The sequence below is a fragment of the Acidaminococcus sp. genome (assembly GCA_022482815.1).
Classification (GTDB): domain Bacteria; phylum Bacillota; class Negativicutes; order Acidaminococcales; family Acidaminococcaceae; genus Acidaminococcus.
In genome coordinates this window covers 2,310,142-2,327,684 of sequence record JAKVOM010000001.1, presented here as the reverse complement: position 1 = coordinate 2,327,684, position 17,543 = coordinate 2,310,142, and the positions used below count along the sequence as shown (strand labels likewise).

Annotated in this window: 16 protein-coding genes and 1 riboswitch; of the genes, 12 read left to right on the top strand and 4 right to left on the bottom strand. The window is 47.2% G+C overall.

Features of this window, described 5'->3' with window-relative positions:
• Positions 1 to 240 precede the first annotated feature (240 nt).
• From argC to LKE33_10005, 5 genes are all read left to right on the top strand, one after another.
• Positions 241 to 1,164, top strand: a complete 924-nt coding sequence (gene argC / locus LKE33_10025; protein ID MCH3951255.1) for an N-acetyl-gamma-glutamyl-phosphate reductase — start codon at positions 241 to 243, stop codon at positions 1,162 to 1,164.
• A 147-nt stretch (positions 1,165 to 1,311) separates the two neighbouring features.
• A complete protein-coding gene (locus LKE33_10020) occupies positions 1,312 to 1,860 on the top strand; it encodes an NADH peroxidase (protein ID MCH3951254.1) in 549 nt (182 codons plus the stop codon).
• A gap of 1,327 nt (positions 1,861 to 3,187) precedes the next feature.
• Positions 3,188 to 4,129: an AEC family transporter gene (locus LKE33_10015; GenBank protein MCH3951253.1), complete on the top strand. Its 942-nt coding sequence runs from the start codon at positions 3,188 to 3,190 to the stop codon at positions 4,127 to 4,129.
• 45 nt (positions 4,130 to 4,174) lie between these two features.
• A complete protein-coding gene (locus tag LKE33_10010; GenBank protein ID MCH3951252.1) occupies positions 4,175 to 4,864 on the top strand; it encodes a TetR/AcrR family transcriptional regulator in 690 nt (229 codons plus the stop codon).
• A gap of 42 nt (positions 4,865 to 4,906) precedes the next feature.
• Positions 4,907 to 5,623, top strand: a complete 717-nt coding sequence (locus tag LKE33_10005) for a sulfite exporter TauE/SafE family protein (protein MCH3951251.1) — start codon at positions 4,907 to 4,909, stop codon at positions 5,621 to 5,623.
• Between the two features lie 642 nt (positions 5,624 to 6,265).
• On the opposite strand, the gene LKE33_10000 is transcribed toward LKE33_10005, so the two are convergent.
• A complete protein-coding gene (locus tag LKE33_10000) occupies positions 6,266 to 6,799 on the bottom strand; it encodes a flavodoxin family protein (protein ID MCH3951250.1) in 534 nt (177 codons plus the stop codon).
• A 224-nt stretch (positions 6,800 to 7,023) separates the two neighbouring features.
• Between LKE33_10000 and LKE33_09995 the strand changes: the two genes are divergently transcribed.
• Entirely contained in the window at positions 7,024 to 8,076 is a 1,053-nt protein-coding gene (locus LKE33_09995; GenBank protein ID MCH3951249.1) for a hypothetical protein, read from the top strand.
• 386 nt (positions 8,077 to 8,462) lie between these two features.
• On the opposite strand, the gene LKE33_09990 is transcribed toward LKE33_09995, so the two are convergent.
• The 3 genes from LKE33_09990 to LKE33_09980 all read right to left on the bottom strand — a co-directional run bounded on the left by LKE33_09990 (position 8,463) and on the right by LKE33_09980 (position 12,085).
• Entirely contained in the window at positions 8,463 to 9,125 is a 663-nt protein-coding gene (locus tag LKE33_09990; protein MCH3951248.1) for an ABC transporter permease, read from the bottom strand.
• Positions 9,115 to 10,152 (bottom strand): methionine ABC transporter ATP-binding protein, encoded by a 1,038-nt coding sequence (locus LKE33_09985; GenBank protein MCH3951247.1) that lies wholly within the window; start codon positions 10,150 to 10,152, stop codon positions 9,115 to 9,117. The genes LKE33_09990 and LKE33_09985 overlap by 11 nt, the downstream gene beginning before the upstream one ends.
• Positions 10,153 to 10,227: 75 nt before the next feature.
• A riboswitch (SAM riboswitch) is annotated at positions 10,228 to 10,335 on the bottom strand.
• Between the two features lie 1,360 nt (positions 10,336 to 11,695).
• Entirely contained in the window at positions 11,696 to 12,085 is a 390-nt protein-coding gene (locus LKE33_09980; GenBank protein MCH3951246.1) for a DUF559 domain-containing protein, read from the bottom strand.
• Positions 12,086 to 12,501: 416 nt separating this feature from the next.
• Between LKE33_09980 and LKE33_09975 the strand changes: the two genes are divergently transcribed.
• The 6 genes from LKE33_09975 to LKE33_09950 all read left to right on the top strand — a co-directional run bounded on the left by LKE33_09975 (position 12,502) and on the right by LKE33_09950 (position 17,499).
• Positions 12,502 to 12,804 carry a YerC/YecD family TrpR-related protein gene (locus tag LKE33_09975; GenBank protein MCH3951245.1) on the top strand — a complete coding sequence of 101 codons (303 nt, stop codon included), beginning with the start codon at positions 12,502 to 12,504 and terminating at the stop codon, positions 12,802 to 12,804.
• A gap of 1 nt (position 12,805) precedes the next feature.
• Positions 12,806 to 13,978, top strand: coding sequence for an ATP phosphoribosyltransferase regulatory subunit (hisZ, locus tag LKE33_09970; GenBank protein MCH3951244.1), 1,173 nt, complete (start codon positions 12,806 to 12,808; stop codon positions 13,976 to 13,978).
• Between the two features lie 16 nt (positions 13,979 to 13,994).
• Positions 13,995 to 14,645, top strand: coding sequence for an ATP phosphoribosyltransferase (hisG, locus tag LKE33_09965; protein ID MCH3951243.1), 651 nt, complete (start codon positions 13,995 to 13,997; stop codon positions 14,643 to 14,645).
• Positions 14,646 to 15,141: 496 nt separating this feature from the next.
• Complete coding sequence (gene hisC / locus LKE33_09960) at positions 15,142 to 16,305, top strand: histidinol-phosphate transaminase (GenBank protein MCH3951242.1); 1,164 nt, start codon at positions 15,142 to 15,144, stop codon at positions 16,303 to 16,305.
• A 2-nt stretch (positions 16,306 to 16,307) separates the two neighbouring features.
• Positions 16,308 to 16,892 (top strand): imidazoleglycerol-phosphate dehydratase HisB, encoded by a 585-nt coding sequence (gene hisB / locus LKE33_09955; GenBank protein MCH3951241.1) that lies wholly within the window; start codon positions 16,308 to 16,310, stop codon positions 16,890 to 16,892.
• A 244-nt stretch (positions 16,893 to 17,136) separates the two neighbouring features.
• A complete protein-coding gene (locus tag LKE33_09950) occupies positions 17,137 to 17,499 on the top strand; it encodes a four helix bundle protein (GenBank protein ID MCH3951240.1) in 363 nt (120 codons plus the stop codon).
• Positions 17,500 to 17,543: the final 44 nt, after the last annotated feature.

Below are 17,543 nucleotides of genomic sequence, written 5' to 3'. Positions count from 1 at the left end.
GCCACTAATCACTTCCGCAGTAGTAGCTAAATGCCATATGCCAAAAACTAAAAACGCCATCTGCGCTCAGCGCCACAGCCGGTTGCCGGAGGCAACCTATGCCGCCGCAGGCGGCCACAGCTTATATTTATTTCAATTATTTTTCCAAATTTCTGCGTCACTTTATCCAAATAACATGTTATAATTACCGTAATCGTACGAATAACAATTAATAGGTACGACAGAAATGAGGGGTGTTACATGGTAAAGGTATTTATTGATGGATCACAAGGAACGACCGGGCTCCGCCTGCATGACAGACTGAAAGAACGTAAGGATATCGAGCTATTACATATTGATGAAGACAAACGAAAAAGTGTGGATGCGCGTCTGGAAATGGTAGAAAAAGCAGACGTAGCTTTTTTGTGCCTCCCTGATGCCGCTTCCCGCGAATTGATTGCCGCAGCTAAAGACTGCGACACGACGATTTTGGATACCTCCACTGCATTCCGCTGTGATGATTCCTTCGCCTATGGATTCCCGGAACTGGGACCGGATTTCTTAAAGAATGTAAAGACGAATCATCGGATCAGCGTGCCGGGCTGCCATGCCAGCGGATCCATTGCAGTACTCATGCCGCTTGTTAAAAACGGACTTATTTCTCCTGACGAAGTGTACACTATTACTTCTCTGACCGGTTATTCCGGCGGCGGAAAGAAAATGATTGTCGAATATGAAAATCCGCATGATCCGGAAGTCGATGCTCCGCGTATTTATGCCGTGGGACAGAAACATAAACATCTGCCGGAAATCAAAAAATATACCGGCCTGAATAAGCTGCCCGTATTCCTGCCGATTGTAGCACCGTATTATTCCGGCATGCTTGTGACCGTAGGTTTTGAAAATAAGAAGGGCATTTCCTTAAAGGAACTGCGGGAACTCTACCGCGATACCTATAATCTCACACCGTTCATCCGCGTCAACATGGACGATGAACAGCCGAAAATGCTGGGATCCAATACGCTTTCCGGCAAAGACTCCATGAATATCATCATTTGCGGCAATGAAGAACGCATTACCGTGTCCTCCCAATTTGATAACCTGGGGAAGGGTGCCAGCGGCGCAGCCATTGAATGTTTCAACTTCTCCATTGGCGTAGACCCGACTACCGGATTATCTTTATAAAAAATAAGAAAAATTCTTAATTTCCTCTTGCATTTTAGAAAATGTCTGTTATAATAAGGATGTAAGCAAAAATAGTTATAAAAAAAGACTTCTTCTTAATAACGTTCTTAAAGAAGAAGCCTGCAAGTTCAAGGGAGGTCTTTTATAATGAAAAAGTTCATTTGTTCTGTCTGCGGTTATGTGTATGAAGGTACTGAAGCTCCGGAAAAGTGCCCGCAATGCGGCGCTCCGAAAGATAAGTTCACCGAAATGACCGAAGGCAAGAAAGTATATGCTGATGAACACGTTGTCGGCGTTGCTAAGGGCGTAGATGAAAAGGTTCTGGAAGGCCTGCGTCAAAACTTCACCGGTGAATGCTCCGAAGTTGGTATGTACCTGGCTATGTCTCGCGTAGCTTTCCGTGAAGGCTATCCTGAAGTTGGCCTGTACTATGAAAAGGCTGCTCATGAAGAAGCAGAACACGCTTCCAAGTTTGCTGAACTGCTGGGCGAAGTTGTAACCCCGAGCACCAAGAAAAACCTGGAACTGAGAGCTGCTGCTGAACAGGGCGCTTGCGCTGGTAAGAAAGAACTCACAACCCTGGCTAAGAAACTCGGTTACGATGCTATTCATGATACCGTTCATGAAATGGCTAAAGACGAAGCTCGTCATGGCCGTGCATTTGATGGCCTGCTGGCTCGTTACTTCGGCAAATAATTGAATAAGTAAAAAAGAGACTGCCGCTCGTGGCAGTCTTTTTTTGTCGCCGTACGCAATAGGATGGGGGAAAAGAAGCTATCCTCCATCGCACCCGTCAACCCTGACTATCGTCAGTGCTTCCTGCGACTCTAATGAGATCCTAGCAGAAATCAAACTTCTTTAGGGACCCTCTTCGACGTCGCTGCGCAACATTGAAGAGGGAGGACCGCAGGAAGGTCCGATGGTATCGGGCCTTCCGAAAAGCGGTGGGTGATGTGCGCCAGTTCGGCGTGAATAGTATAGTTCGGTGAAAGTCCGAATCCAGTAAAGCCTAGCAAGCAGCTGGTACCGAGTCTTGCATGCAGAGCCGTGAGGTGAGCATGAAGCGTAGACAGGGAGTGTGAGAGCCGTAATGCCAAAATGCGATGAGCAAGGCGTAAAGCAGAATCAGCCTCGTTAACCGTAATATGGAAGCCGATACCTTATCACCGGTCGCAGGCAGAAGCGTACAGTTCGTTAGCAGGAAACTGCGGCGAGAACTGCACAGAGTTCCATCGGGGTCCAAGTGCACGGCGAGTACACAAACACTATTCATGTACCTGGGAGAACTGACTCAGTCCAAGGGACAGTGGTATGCTGACTTAAATACTTAACTGTACGGAGGTTGGCAAAAGCTGAGTCAGTAGTCGGATTGCCTCATAGTAGTGATGAAACCTATGAAAGTAGGCGGAGCGAAGGGGGCAAAGAATAATCGATTTCTGTCTCAAAACAGAAGGTAAGACAAAGAGGTTACCATAATGGAAATTGCGACACAGAAATTAAGGCACCAAGTGCAAGAGTGCAGATATGGTGCTGAAAGATTATTCTAAGAGCCGTATGCGGGAAAACCGCACGTACGGTTCTGTGAGGGGCGGGCGAGGCAACTCGACCCGTCTACTCGACGACCCTTAAAATTTTTTCTTTTGTATCGGTTAGCAATATCAAAAGTTCAGTACACCCAGAGAAAATCATTGTAGGGATCTTCCTTAAATCCGCATGGCGGCTTTAAAGAAGGACACTGTGACATAAGATAGAATCTCTAAATCTCCGCCTCACGCCATATCTTTCTTTTGCAGTAGCAGCTAAATGCTATATGCCATATGCTAAAAGCGCTTTTTCTTTTTCCATGCGACCACAGCTTCTTAGCTTTCTTTTCGCGCGAAGCGCCACAGCCGGTTGCCGGAGGCAACCCTAGCCGCCACCGGCGGCTACAGCTCTAATCCCCCTTTTCCTCCTTCATTTTTTCCCCCTGTTGTGTTAAGATTAAATTACTATTATTGAAAGTGTACATGGGGGATGGAATTTTATGGATAACTTTATGGTAGCTTTGATAGCGGTGACCCCCCTTGTTATTTACATGCTGATTGGCTACTTTCTTCAAAAAATCGAAAAATTTGAGGATTCCGTCATCGCTGATTTCAATAAAATCATTTTCAAAGTGATGCTGCCGTCCACCATTATGACGGCCGTATACCGGTCAAACATCAGTGAAATCTTCAATCCCAAATTTTTTGGGTATGCCATGATTTCCGTACTTGCCGTATGTGGTTTGGCAGCTATCGTCGTGTGTTCCTTTGTCAAGGATAATCGGAAACGCGGAGCCATGATCCAGGCCTCGTACCGGAGCAATTATCTGCTTCTTGGAGCACCTATTGTGGAGAATATCTATGGTCCGGATTCTTTGGCTATCCCATTTCTGTTGTCGGCCTTTATCATTCCTTTGTATAACATATTGGCAGTATTTATTCTGGAGACATTTCGGGACAATCACAAAGGCTTTAATCTCTTAGAGCTTTTAAAGGGAATTATACGGAATCCGATGATTGTCGGCGCCCTCATTGGCTTTGCTCTCAAATTATTCCCGCCGCTGCCCGGCATTCTTGAAAAGACAATGGTTCAGCTCTCTTCCAGTACGACTCCGATTGCCCTGATTGTGCTCGGCGCTTCTTTTAGTTTCAGCGGCGCCGTAAGGGAATTCAAAGAGCTTGTCTTTTGTGTAGTAACGCGGCTTGTTGCGGCACCGGCTCTTGTCATCGGAGTAGGTGTCCTGTTGGGTTTCCGTACCGTAGAGCTGGCTTCGCTGCTCGGTATGTCGGCTTCTCCCTGCGCTGTGGCCTCTTTTGCTATGGCTCAGCAGATGGATAGTGATGGAGAATTAGCCGGCAACGCCCTGGTATTTACGACACTTTTTTCATCGGTAACGATGTTTTTATGGGTCTTTTTCTTAAAGAGTGCAGGTTTGTTATGATCGGTCGTGTGTAGTTAACGTAGTATAGAAGTTGTAGGGGACGGTGTGAATCGTAAAATGGCAATTGAAAAATTAGTACCCAAAGACCTTCGAATCCTTAAAGCGGCTGAAGAGGTATTCTCACACAAGGGCTACCATAATAGTACCCTGGATGAGATCGTGAAAATTGCGGATACGGGAAAGGGAACGGTATATAAGTACTATAAGAACAAGGAAATGCTCTTTTATACGCTGATGAGCCAGAAAAATGATCAGTTTATGAAAGATCTGAACCAGGTTTATAACAGCAGCACCGCATTTACCGATCGTTTCATGGGATTTTTCCGGACAATGGTTGAATTCATGGATGAAAATAAGGTCTTATGGTCCGTACTGTTTTTTGAAATTCTGGGTGTTTCGGGCGGCTGGCAGCTGCACTGGAATTCCGAGAAACAAAACTACGATGTAGAGGTCAACTGGGGCCCTGCACCGTCCCAGAAAGATGTCGAAATGAAGACGCGCTATGCCGATATTATTCGCGGCGAAATTAAGATCCTGATTGATATCCTCAATGGGGGAGAAAAAGAAGGATTCTTGAGACCGAATCCCGATGTGGGCATCATGGCGCAGAACATGTATTTTTCCCTCATGTGCATGATTATGCAGGGATGTCTGACGAAAGACAAGCGGGATGAAGTGCTTAGTTCTTTCCTGGATCGTTTCCTCTATGGCCATATCCTGAGAAAAAATAAGTAAGAGCAAGGAAATATTCTCTGGTAAAAAAGGAGGAGTCATGACATGCTGCCAATGATGTTTGCCTCCTTCTGCGGGTATCTGGCAAAGGGTCTGACCGGTTTTGCCAATACCCTCGTGTTTGACGCCATTTTAAGTTTTTGGGAAGATAATATTCACATTACACCAGTCGATTTACCGCTGAGTCTTCTTTCCAATATCATTATTGCCTATCATGAACGCCGCCATGTTTCATTCAAAGTTTGTGGACAGGCGGCCCTCTATATGGCGATTGGTATCATACCCGGCGTCTTCTTTTTAAAAATAGGCGACCCGGCTCACATCAAAATCGTCCTGGGCCTTCTCATCATTGCCATGGGGCTCAATATGCTGAGAGAGGCATATCAGAAGAAAAAAAGTGTTATGCCGAAAGCCGCTGCGGCCGTGCTGGGCATCATGTCCGGCTTTTTCAGCGGCCTGCTGGGTATTGGCGCCATGATCAGTGTCTATATCGCGCAGGCAACGGATAACATGGAGGATTTTAAAGGCAATCTGACCACACTGTTTATTGCCACGAATGCCTTCCGGTTTATCATTTACATGCGCATGGGCATTTTGAATGCACACACCCTGACGCAGTCAGCCATGCTCCTGCCCTGTATGGGACTGGGGCTCTGGGGCGGGATGCGCCTTTCAAAAATCATCTCACCCAAAGCGGCCCGCTACATCATGATCATCTTCCTCATCATATCAGGCGTATCGTTAACTGTAATGAACCTGTAAAACAGTAGAAAATACAAAAGCTGTGAAGAGAAATACCATTCTCTCACAGCTTTTTCTTTCGCCCTCTTGTTTTTTTGCAAAAAAATAAGAGAGGAGGACCGCTTGCGGTGGGTATTCAGTCGGACAACAGGAATTGGTCCGATAAAGCACCTGTAAAATCCAAACCTAAACGCAATTGGCACACTAGTGACCCTCTTCGACGTCGCTGTGCGACATTGAAGAGAGGACCGCTTGCGGTGGGTATTCAGTCGGACAACAGGAATTGGTCCAATAAAGCACCTGTAAAATCTAAACCAAATCGCAATGTAGCACACTAGTGACCCTCTTCGACGTCGCTGTGCGACATTGAAGAGGGGGAAACGGAACTGAGCGCCAACGATCCGCTAGCGTAGCGCCGCGGGAGTTGTCGTCGCGAAGTTTCTCAGAAGCAGCGACGAGGAGGAGCTGCGTGAGCTTCCTATTCGGCCGAAGGCCGCGGTTTTGTTGGGTGATGACCCTTTCTGCCGAAGGCTTATTTTATTTCTTGCTGCTCGCACTTTCATTCTCAAGAATCCGCCCAGAAAAATACCCGCACGGGTGTACTAACCACTTGCCACTAGCCACTAACCACTCTTGTGTGCCCCCAGCGGCCACAGCTTTTCCTCACATCCCTTTCCCTAATTCTTCCGCCTCTTTACGATAAGAAGACTTTTCTGCCTCTTCTACATTCCCACATCCCGCTGCCAGTACTTTTCCCTTATCACGAAACGCCAAATGCCCGACAAGCGACTCATATCGTTCCACAAGCGTTGCGAATGCGTCAGGTGTATTTTTTGGCGAAACCGAAAGCAGGACAGAGCAGAGACCCTTTTTCCGCAGCGACAGCGTAAAATAAATAAACCGCGTCAGCGCCGCATGCATCTGGGGCGTTACCCCTTTATCAGTCGGGGAAGAAGCAAAGACGAGCGCATCAGATTCAAGAATAACATCCCGCAGTTCATCCATATCGTCCGTATGGACGCAGGGACTGTCAAAACCGCACATAAGGCAGCCATAGCAAGGAGTAATCAAAAAATCCGCCAGATCAAGAATACGAACGGAATGCCCCGCACTTTTCGCACCCTTTTCAAAAGCTTCTACGAGTACTTCCAGGGCATCATTATCCTGAAAGGATTCTTCCAAAATCAGTATCTCCATCGCTGCATCCTCCTTGCTGAATTCCTTTCATTCTATCATAAGCACCACTCATCGAAAAGCACGAAAATAAGCATCATGAAGCACACCGCAAATAAACTTCACACCTTCCTATCTTTTGGCTAACTGCCATCTGTTATCTGCTTTGGGAACTCGAAAAATATTCGTTTTTCAAGTCCCCTGTGATATACTATAAACGTTACATTGTAATGAGAGGGGTTCCACAGTTGAACTTTTTAAAAACGAAAGTCCTTCCATGGATTAAAACACATAAAATCATATTGCTGGCTGCCCTTGCAGTCGTGATTCTCGGTATTGCAGCCTACTTCTATCGCTGGGAAATCCAGGAAAAAGTAATGCCGCCGAAACCGCAGGCACCCAGAACCGTGACAATCTCCAAAACGAATCTCACCTTGCAGGAACTGAATACACGCGACCTGACGAGTGAAGGCGTGGACCGGATTGTTAACTTCTTTGTGAAAAATGATGTCTTTTACCTGGCCCGCCGCAGCGCTGACGGTACAACGACGACGCTAGCCGCTTTTGACCTCAAAGACGGTACCCTGTACCCTCACCGCGAATTCGGTGTCAAAGGCGTAGTGACGCTCAAGAATCAAAAACTCTTCGGGCTTACGCTGGGCGAAAACGGTGATATCTATTACGTCAGAAAGAGCGTGCATACCCTTCGTGACGGCAACGATATCGAAAGCCTGAAAGGGCAGACCACGGCAACGCGCATCGCCTTGCTTCCCGGTGAAAACCAGGCCTATCTCTACGGCAACGACAATTTCACCCTTGCAGATATCAAAGATGGCGCTTTCGTCAATAATCATCCGTCCTTCCTGCATAACCGCGCCAAACCTTTTGCCGGCGGCGTATCGCTGATTCAGGTGATGAGTAACGGCAACGTCTATGCCGGCGGCCGGATTCGTCCGAATGACTTTAACATTGTCGCCTGCTTCAGCCCGAAAGGCAAACTAATGCAGTACTACGGCAGCTATCGTCAGACCGATAAGGATTCCATCTACAATCTGGTCGATATGGCTATTCTGGACCGGTACATCGTCGTTATCGACGGATTTACCCTGAAACTTTGGAAAAAAGACGGCGTCTACCTGGGCAACTTCAATAGCTCCAAACTTCTGGGCGGCGATATGAACTGTGCTAAACTCGCTGTCATCGATGGTAATGACCTTGCTATCCTGGGCTACGTCCGCAACGCAAAAACCGGCCTCATCGACCTCCACGTCTTCAAAATGATCTTCCCGGATCCGAAGTAAATATCGTAACAACGTAACAATAAGAGAGCGGCTACAGTAAATTCTTTAGGGACCCTCTTCGACGTCGCTGCGCGACATTGAAGAGGGGGGACCGCTTGCGGTGGGTGATGACCCTTTTTGCCGAAGGCTTATTTTATTTCTAACTGCCCGCTTTTATCTTTCTTAAGAATCTACCAAGAAAAATACCCGCACAGGTGTACTAACCACTTCCCACTAACCACTAGCCACTTTTTCGTACTGCTGCAGCAGCTAAATACCAAATGCCAAAAGCGTTTTTAATTTCTTTCTACTTAGTTGCCGCAGGCCCGTCGCCTCCGGCGACCACAGCTCTTACCGCGCGAAGCGCCACAGCAAAAAAAATCCTCCGCTCGTCGCGGAGGATTTTTTTAATTCAGCTTCGTTTTATTCAATTTCGCCGAGATCTTATTCCCAAGGCTCTGCACCAACTGTACCAGCGCAATCAGCACGATAACCGTAGCTACCATGGTGTCAGCCTGGAAACGCTGATAACCGTAACGAATAGCCAGGTCGCCGAGGCCGCCGCCGCCAAGAGCACCGGCCATAGCGGAAGCACCAATCAAGGAAATCATAGCAAGCGTGACGCCGAGCACGATAGAGTGCATGGATTCCGGCAGGAGCACCTTCCAGATGATTTGCATCGGGGAAGCCCCTACGGATTGAGCTGCTTCGATAACGCCGGGGTCAACTTCCAGCAGGGAGGATTCAATGATACGCGCAATGTACGGCGTAGCGGAAATCGTCAGCGGAACAATAGCAGCTGTCGTACCGATGGAGGTACCGACAATCAGACGGGTCAGCGGAATGATGGCAACCATCAGGATAATGAACGGAGTAGAGCGGACAGCGTTGACGACGGCGCCGAGAATCCGGTTGATACCTTTATTTTCCAGAATGTGACCAGGTCTTGTTACCGTCAGAATCACTCCGAGCGGCGTACCAAACAGCGTGGCAAGGAGTGCCGAGATAATGACCATGTAAAGCGTTTCACCCAAAGATTTAACGAGCATATTGATAATATTAGCGGACATAACCAATCACCTCAATCTGTAAATTCTTCTCATGGAGATAATCCATAGCCAGCTTCATGTGTTCTTCATCGGCATCCATTCCGATGAGCAGCATGCCGTAAGGAGTCTCCTGCAGCGTCTCAATATTGCCAGCAACGATATTGACGTCAATATTGTATTTCTTGATGAGCGTTGCGATGACCGGTTCGTTGGCGCTTTCACCGATGAAGTGCAGACGTACCAACGCTTTGTCGCCCGATTCGTAATTCTTCTTGATGTCGAGCTTCTGAATCACTTCAGGCAGATCTTCGTTCTGGACGGAAGCTACGAATTCTTTGGTCGTCGGAGTCTTCGGGTTCGTAAAGACATCAAAAATCGAACCCTTTTCAATGATCTTGCCGGCTTCGATAACGGCTACATGATCGCAAATTTCCCTTACCACGTTCATCTGGTGAGTGATCATGACAATCGTGAGGTTGAGGCGCTTATTGATATCGCGGAGCAGCGTCAGAATGGCTTCTGTCGTCTGCGGGTCAAGGGCGGAAGTCGCTTCGTCGCAAAGGAGCACTCTCGGATTGGAAGCCAGGGCGCGGGCAATACCGACACGCTGTTTCTGCCCGCCGGAAAGCTGGGAAGGATAGTGGTCGGCGCGGTCGGAAAGACCAACCAGGTCAAGCAGCGGTTCTACCTTCTTTTTGATTTCATCCTTGCTCAAACCTTGAATTTCAAGCGGAAAAGCCACATTGCCATAGACCATGCGCGTGCTCAGCAGATTGAAATGCTGGAAAATCATTCCGATATCCTGACGAGCCTTACGAAGTTCCGTGGCGGACAGTTTTGTCATGTCCTTGCCGTTTACGATGACGGTACCGCTCGTCGGGGTTTCAAGCATATTGATGCAGCGAACCAGCGTACTCTTGCCGGCACCGGAAAGACCGATAATCCCATAAATTTCCCCGTCATTAATGGTCAGGTTGATATCCGTCAAAGCCTGCAGATCGCCGGCTTTACTGTGATAGATCTTGTTAATGTGCTGTAATTCTATCATATTGTTTACTTCCTCCCTCTGTCATAAAAAAACCTCTTCATCAAACACAATGAAGAGGAATTCATTCAGTATTCTTCTTCATCTCTCAGGCTGAGCCTGTTGGACTTAGCACCGTTCACACTTTTTCGTGTGATGGTTGCCGTAGCCTCATAGGGCCAATCCCTCCGCTACTCTTGATGAATGACTTGTTTATAGAGTTTATACGAATAAACTCAATTTGTCAAGAAATAAATGGAAAAATGTGAATCCAGAAAGAAAAAAGTCCATAAATGATGGGCTGATGAGGAATGTAAATAATCAAGAATCAACTATATGAATTTAGCAGCGTCCGCGGTGGGTATTCAGTTGGATAACAGGAATGGGTTCTTTAAGGCAGCCGTTAAATTCAGACTAAAACGCAATTTATCACACTAGTGCCCCTCTTCGACGCCCTAATAAAGAAATCAAACATCTTTAGGGACCCTCTTCGACGTCGCCTTAATTAAGCCAAACCGTAAGGTTTGGAATTCCTCTGCCACCTCCGTCCTTTAGGAAGGAGGGTGAACCACGAAGTGGGGGAGGAAAGTAAGATAGGAGGACCGCTTGCGGTGGGTGACGTGCGCCAGTTCGGCGTGAATAGTATAGTTCGGTGAAAGTCCGAATCCAGTAAAGCCTAGCAAGCAGCTGGTACCGAGTCTTGCATGCAGAGCCGTGAGGTGAGCATGAAGCGTAGACAGGGAGTGTGAGAGCCGTAATGCCAAATGCGATGAGCAAGGCGTAAAGCAGAATCAGCCTCGTTAACCGTAATATGGAAGCCGATACCTTATCACCGGTCGCAGGCAGAAGCGTACAGTTCGTTAGCAGGAAACTGCGGCGAGAACTGCACAGAGTTCCATCGGGGTCCAAGTGCACGGCGAGTACACAAACACTATTCATGTACCTGGGAGAACTGACTCAGTCCAAGGGACAATGGTATGCTGACTTAAATACTTAACTGTACGGAGGTTGGCAAAAGCTGAGTCAGTAGTCGGATTGCCTCATAGTAGTGATGAAACCTATGAAAGTAGGCGGAGCGAAGGGGGCAAAGAATAATCGATTTCTGTCTCAAAACAGAAGGTAAGACAAAGAGGTTACCATAATGGAAATTGCGACACAGAAATTAAGGCACCGAGTGCAAGAGTGCAGATATGGTGCTGAAAGATTATTCTAAGAGCCGTATGCGGGAAAACCGCACGTACGGTTCTGTGAGGGGCGGGCGAGGCAACTCGACCCGTCTACTCGACGTCCCTTAAAATTTTTTTCTTCAGTATCTGTCAGCAGCAATAAAAATCTAACACAGCTAAGTAAATTTTTTGTAGGAACCTTCCGAAGCCGCAACGAGCGGAGCCGCATAGAAAAAATCTAAGAAGAACTCAAACATCTTTAGTGACCCTCTTCGACGTCGCTGCGCGACATTGAAGAGGGGGAACCGCTTGCGGTGGGTGATGTCCCTTAAAAATTTTTCCTTCACTATCGGTTAGCAGTAACAAAATCTAGCAATCTACCGGTTAATGCTCATACCTCTTTATACTTCCCTCCCTAATCTCTCCTCCAAGACTTTCTTTATTCTATCTTCAACCCCATACAGATCATGTGCAATCTCAGAATTAGAAAATCTGATTAATTCATACCCTCTGCTCCTGAGAAATGCAGTTCTTTTAGCATCATATTCCTCAACATCTTTTTCAGTATGTTGAATCCCATCGACCTCTACAATTAATTTTGCTTTTGCACAGTAAAAATCAACGATATAATAATAAATAATTTTTTGCCTTAAGAATCGTACAGGAAGTTTCTTAAGAACTTGATACCATAAAATTTTTTCAACCACGGTCATGTTTTTACGCATCATTCTTGCATTTTTTCGTAGTTCATCATATTCTGCGAACGAAACTGCATTTCTTCCTCTGTCCATGAGTACCTCCAATTGTAGAAATTTTATTTAGCATATACGGCTACTATACAGGAAAACAAAGTAAAAGTGTGCAGTTGAAGGTGCGAATGGACCAAAAATGGAAGTAAAGGGGAATATAAAAGAAATCTTCCGCCATAAATGGCCCTCCTCTTTCTACTTCACTGCGTGAAGTGAAAGAAGGTAATAAGGGTCATCATCCCCCGCAAAGCGGGCCCCCTTCTTCAATGCCGCAAAGCGGCGTCGAAGAAGGTCCTTGCAGTGGATGATAGCTTCTTTTTTTCTTCCCGTCGCCTCCATCGCCCACAGCTTTTACACTCTTTTTACTCCAAAAGGGTTGCATATCTTATATTAATGTGTTATCGTATTAGCGAAGTAAACTATCAAAGCAATCCTCAATTGAAAGGAAGGGTATAGCGATGCAGGCCGGACTGAATAAAAAAGAAATCCAACAATTGGCTAAAGCTTTTCTTCTTGCCAAGGATGAAAAATTATGTCTCGACTTTATGGAAGATATCTGCACGCCTAACGAACTCAAGGCGTTGAGTCAGCGTCTGGAAGTGGCGGTGCGTCTTCATCGTGGCGAAAATTATGCCAAGATCGTTAATGATACGGGGGCCAGCAGCACGACCGTTTCGCGTGTCAATCGATGTTTAAATTACGGAGCCGGAGGATATCGAAAGATTATCCCACTGCTCCTCAGCGAGGGAGATTCTAAATAATATGACTGCAAATTTGCTGCAAATTCCTAATGGTACAAAAGATATACTGCCGGGCGAAGCCCGGATGAAGAGGGAAATGGAGGATCGCATCGCCAATAACTTCGTAGCCTGGGGCTATGACGAGGCGATTACTCCGACCTTCGAATACGCTGATACCTTCGAACTGAGCGGTGCCGGTGCGTCCAATGAAAGCATGAAATTTCTTGGCCGCGATAACCGTACCTTCATGCTGCGGAGCGAAATGACAACGCCGCTGGCACGTATGGTCGTGACCCGGATGCGGGGGGACGAAGGTAGTAAGCGTCTTTTTTATATTGCTAACGTCTTTCGTTATGAAGAAAACCAGGCCGGACGTCAAAACGAATTCTCACAGGCCGGCGTGGAACTTTTCGGAGATGCCGGTCCTGAAGCTGATGCCGAAGTGCTCGCCCTGGCCGTGAGCAGCCTCAAAGCGGCAGGTCTTGAACACTTCATCCTGAGTGTCGGTCACAGCGGTTTCCTGGCAGGGCTCATTGACGATGCCGAACTTTCTCCCAGTCAGAAAGAACGCGTCAAACAAATGATTCTGACGCACAATTCCGTAGCCCTTGAGAAAGCGGCTGAAGTTGTCTCTTACGAACCGGTGCGCAAAGTCCTGCAGCAGCTGCTCTATATGCAGGGCGGTCCCGATATGCTCCGCAACCTGAAAAAGCGGATGACCAACCCCAAATGCATTGAGGCCCTGGACAATCTGCTTGCCATCTTTGACCTGTGCGAAGCGTACGACATGACAGACTACATCAACTTTGACCTGAGTCTCGTCCGCAACTTCGATTATTATACCGGCATGGTCTTTGAGGCCTATGGCCCGCAGATTGGATTTAATATCTGCGGCGGAGGCCGTTACGATAACATGATGGCAAAATTTGGCAAACCGATGCCTGCCACCGGCTTTGCCATGGGTATAGACCGTATCATCCTCTCCATGCGCCGTGAAGGTGTATTTAAGAGCAAATCGACATGGGATATGTTCGTTGCCTGGAAGAAAGGCAATGAAAAAGAAGCAATCCGCAAGGCGATGGAACTGCGTAAAGGCGGTAAGACAGTGAAGACGGCGACCGCACCGATGACGCCGGAACAGGCAGCCAAGGCGTGCGAAGCCAACCACTGCGAAGCACTCGTCTATGTACGGTAAGTGAGGGGACGATATTATGGACTATCTGACAATTGCTTTGCCAAAAGGCAAATTATTCGATAAATCGGTACAGATACTGGCGAAAGTCGGGGTCTCGGCGGATAACGTCGTCGAAGATTCCCGCAAACTCGTCATCACGAACGAAGATACCAAAGTGCGGTTCATCATCGTCAAAACGATGGATTTGCCCACCTACGTGGAATATGGCGCCGCAGATATCGGGATTATCGGCAAGGACGTTCTCATTGAAGAAAATAAGGACGTCTACGAACTCCTTGATATGGGCTACGGAAAATGCCACCTCATGATGGCACTGCCCGCGTCCAAGGTGCTACCGAATATCATGGATTACACCCATATGCGGGTAGCGACCAAGTATCCCAACAGTGCCACCGCCTTCTTCGATAAGATGGGCATGCAGATGGAAATCATCAAACTGAACGGTTCCATCGAGCTGGCACCGATTGTAGGCCTGAGTGAACTCATCGTCGATATTGTGGAAACCGGCACGACCCTTCGGGAAAACAACCTGAAAGAAGTCGCCATGGTGTACCCGAGCTCGGCACGGCTCATCGCCAACAAAGTCAGCTTCCGCCTGCAGCACCAGCGCATCAAGAAGCTCGTTCGTGATTTGAAAAAAGTATTGAAAGAAGAACCTGTAACCTAAGCCTGAAATGAAGCCCGCAGTCCTCGACATTACAAGGAAAAGCGGGCTTTGTCATTTAGAAATCAAAATTTCAATTTCAGCCGCCAGCGGTGGGGATTCAGTAGGCTAACAGGAATTGGTACGATAGAACACCTGTAAAATTCAAACCAAATCTCCAATTAGAGCAGCAGCCCTCTTGTTTTTTTGTAAAAAAAATAAGAGGGGGGACCACTTGCGGTGGGTATTCAGTAGGATAACAGGGATTGGTACGATTAAGCACCTGTAAAATCCAAACTAAACCCCAATCGAGGCACTAGAGACCCTCTTCGACGTCGCTGTGCGACATTGAAGAGGGGGGACCGCAGGAAGGCCCGATGGTATCGGGACTTCCGGTAAGCGGTGGGTGATGACCCTTAAACTTCTTCTAACCTTCTGTATAGGTTAGTAGTTACAAAAGTATAGCAATGTGTTAGTAAATTTTCGTATATCTTAAACATTTCCTAGGAGGTAAACACTCATGTCAACTTACAAAGGCCGGGACAGCCTTTCCCAGGTAGAAGACTACGTTGTGGAGACCGTACCCGATGCGGATATTATTGTAAACGCCAACGAAACCAACGAATACTGCGGAGATGAAATGGAGCAGAAAATCCTCCAAACCATCTCCAAATACCCAATCAACCGTTACCCCGCCATGCACGGCGAAAATCTTTGCCGTCTCATCGCCAAGAACCTGAACCTGGATCCCTTCCAGATTACCCTCGGCAACGGCTCGAGCGAACTGCTTGAAAAACTCTGCTACGCCTTCGGCGGCAAAGGCAGAAAGATTTCCTATCCGTCTCCGTCCTTCTCCATGTATGAGACGTATGCAGTATTGGCAGACAGCACTCCGGCCCCGTTCCCGCTGACCAAGGAATGTCAGGTCGACCCTGATGCCCTTATCGAATTCTGCAAGAAAGAGCAGCCCAACGTCGTTATCATCTGCAATCCGAATAACCCGACAGGCAGCTTCAACACGCACGAAGCAATGGAAAAAGTCATCAAAAACGTGGACTGCCTCGTCGTCATGGATGAAGCGTATATCGAATTCAGTAACGACGGTAAAGACGCCTCCAAGAATTCCACGCTGGACCTCGTTTCCAAATATGACAACCTCCTTGTCCTGCGTACCTTCTCCAAAGCGTATGGCCTTGCCGGTCTGCGTATTGGTTACGGCGCCGGCAGCATGCCCGTCATGAAGATTATGCAGAAAGCCATGCTCCCGTATCACGTCAACGGTTTTACCCTGGCTATCGGCGAGCTGCTTTATAAAGAAAAAGACTATTTGAATCAGCGCGTCGCTCACCTCGTGGCGCAGCGTACCGTGCTGAAAAAAGGCCTTGAAGACCTTGGTTTTTACGTGTATCCTTCCGGATCTAACTTCCTTTGCCTCAAGCCGGTAGGGGATGTCCTCACAAACCTCTATAAGCAGTCTGGCGAGAAAGCCGATACGGAAGATGCCAAAGCTATGGCGGCAGGTTCCTATCTTTTCAATACCCTGCTGAGCCGTAAGATTCTTGTGAGAAATTACTCTCATAATCCGAAACTTCCGGGTTGCCTGCGTATTTCCGTCGGTCTGCCGGAAGAAAATGCAAAGATTTTGGAAACCATAGGGGATATTCTTAAAGAAGGGAAGGATTGATTATGCGGGAAGCGGAAGTCAAAAGAGAAACAAAGGAAACTTCAATCTATGTAAAATTGAATCTCGACGGTACCGGTAAGAACGATATCGATACGGGCGTCGGATTCCTGAACCATATGCTGACCCTGGTCGCTGTCCACGGACAGTTCGACCTCACCGTTAAGGCCAAAGGCGACCTTGATGTCGATTGCCACCATACCGTGGAAGACGTCGGCATTACCTTCGGCGATGCCCTGACCCAGGCCCTGGGAGACAAAGTCGGCATCCACCGTTACGGCAGCTTCCTTCTGCCTATGGACGAAGCCCTGGCTGAAATCGTACTGGATCTGTCCGGCCGTCCTTACCTCGTATGGAACGCTGATATCCCAAGAAATATGCTCGGTACCTTTGATACCGAAATGGGCGAAGACTTCTTCCGTGCCATCGCCGTCCACAGCGGCATGACCCTCCACGTCAACCTTCCGTACGGCAAGAACACCCACCATATGCTCGAAGCCATCTTCAAAGGCTTCGGACGGGCGCTGTCGGAAGCCGTAGCCATCGATCCCCGGGTGCACGGAATTATGAGTAGTAAGGGGAGTTTGTAAAAAATAGAGTGGTTAGTGGCTAGTGGAAAGTGGTTAGTACAATCGGCGCAGCAGTTTGTATCGCAATTTTTAATAGCTAGTTTTTCTTAGAATTGTGATTTTTTCTCTGTGTTTCGTTGCTTTTAAGTACAAAATTTTGTACAATAGATATATCTTTGCATCTATACCAGTAAAAATTTTGGGACTTTTTGCAGCTAGTAGGCATATTGAGTGCCTGCAAAATTCGTAACATTGGAGGAAGAATATGATTCGTAGTTATGAAGATTTAGAAATTTGGCAGAGATCTGTTGCGTTAGCGGACGTCATTTATGATGTGCTTGAGCAATTACCTTCTGATGAGAGATATGCTCTTGATAAGCAAATGCGTCGGGCTGTAACTTCGATATCCCTCAATATTGCTGAGGGTTATGGAAGACACTCAACAAAAGAATTTGTGCATTTCCTGTATATAGCAAGAGGATCACTTTCTGAAGTAAAAACTCAAATACTGATTTGCAGGATGAGAAAGTTCGTAGATGCAGCAACTTTTAATAGTATTAATGGTGAAGCCACAGAAATTATCAAAATGACCAGTGCCCTCATTCGGAAACTTCTAAGAAGGTGTTGAGTGAAGAAGAGGACACTAGTAATGCACTCGCTTATAAGTTAAGG

Coding starts and splice junctions, on each gene's coding strand:
- LKE33_09950 (MCH3951240.1), top strand. CDS start 17,137: ATGATTCGTAGTTATGAAGATTTAGAAATTTGGCAGAGATCTGTTGCG.
- LKE33_10005 (MCH3951251.1), top strand. CDS start 4,907: ATGCTGCCAATGATGTTTGCCTCCTTCTGCGGGTATCTGGCAAAGGGT.
- hisZ (MCH3951244.1), top strand. CDS start 12,806: ATGACTGCAAATTTGCTGCAAATTCCTAATGGTACAAAAGATATACTG.
- LKE33_09980 (MCH3951246.1), bottom strand. CDS start 12,085: ATGGACAGAGGAAGAAATGCAGTTTCGTTCGCAGAATATGATGAACTA.
- LKE33_10020 (MCH3951254.1), top strand. CDS start 1,312: ATGAAAAAGTTCATTTGTTCTGTCTGCGGTTATGTGTATGAAGGTACT.
- LKE33_09975 (MCH3951245.1), top strand. CDS start 12,502: ATGCAGGCCGGACTGAATAAAAAAGAAATCCAACAATTGGCTAAAGCT.
- hisC (MCH3951242.1), top strand. CDS start 15,142: ATGTCAACTTACAAAGGCCGGGACAGCCTTTCCCAGGTAGAAGACTAC.
- LKE33_09990 (MCH3951248.1), bottom strand. CDS start 9,125: ATGTCCGCTAATATTATCAATATGCTCGTTAAATCTTTGGGTGAAACG.
- LKE33_10015 (MCH3951253.1), top strand. CDS start 3,188: ATGGATAACTTTATGGTAGCTTTGATAGCGGTGACCCCCCTTGTTATT.
- argC (MCH3951255.1), top strand. CDS start 241: ATGGTAAAGGTATTTATTGATGGATCACAAGGAACGACCGGGCTCCGC.
- LKE33_09985 (MCH3951247.1), bottom strand. CDS start 10,152: ATGATAGAATTACAGCACATTAACAAGATCTATCACAGTAAAGCCGGC.
- hisB (MCH3951241.1), top strand. CDS start 16,308: ATGCGGGAAGCGGAAGTCAAAAGAGAAACAAAGGAAACTTCAATCTAT.
- LKE33_10000 (MCH3951250.1), bottom strand. CDS start 6,799: ATGGAGATACTGATTTTGGAAGAATCCTTTCAGGATAATGATGCCCTG.
- hisG (MCH3951243.1), top strand. CDS start 13,995: ATGGACTATCTGACAATTGCTTTGCCAAAAGGCAAATTATTCGATAAA.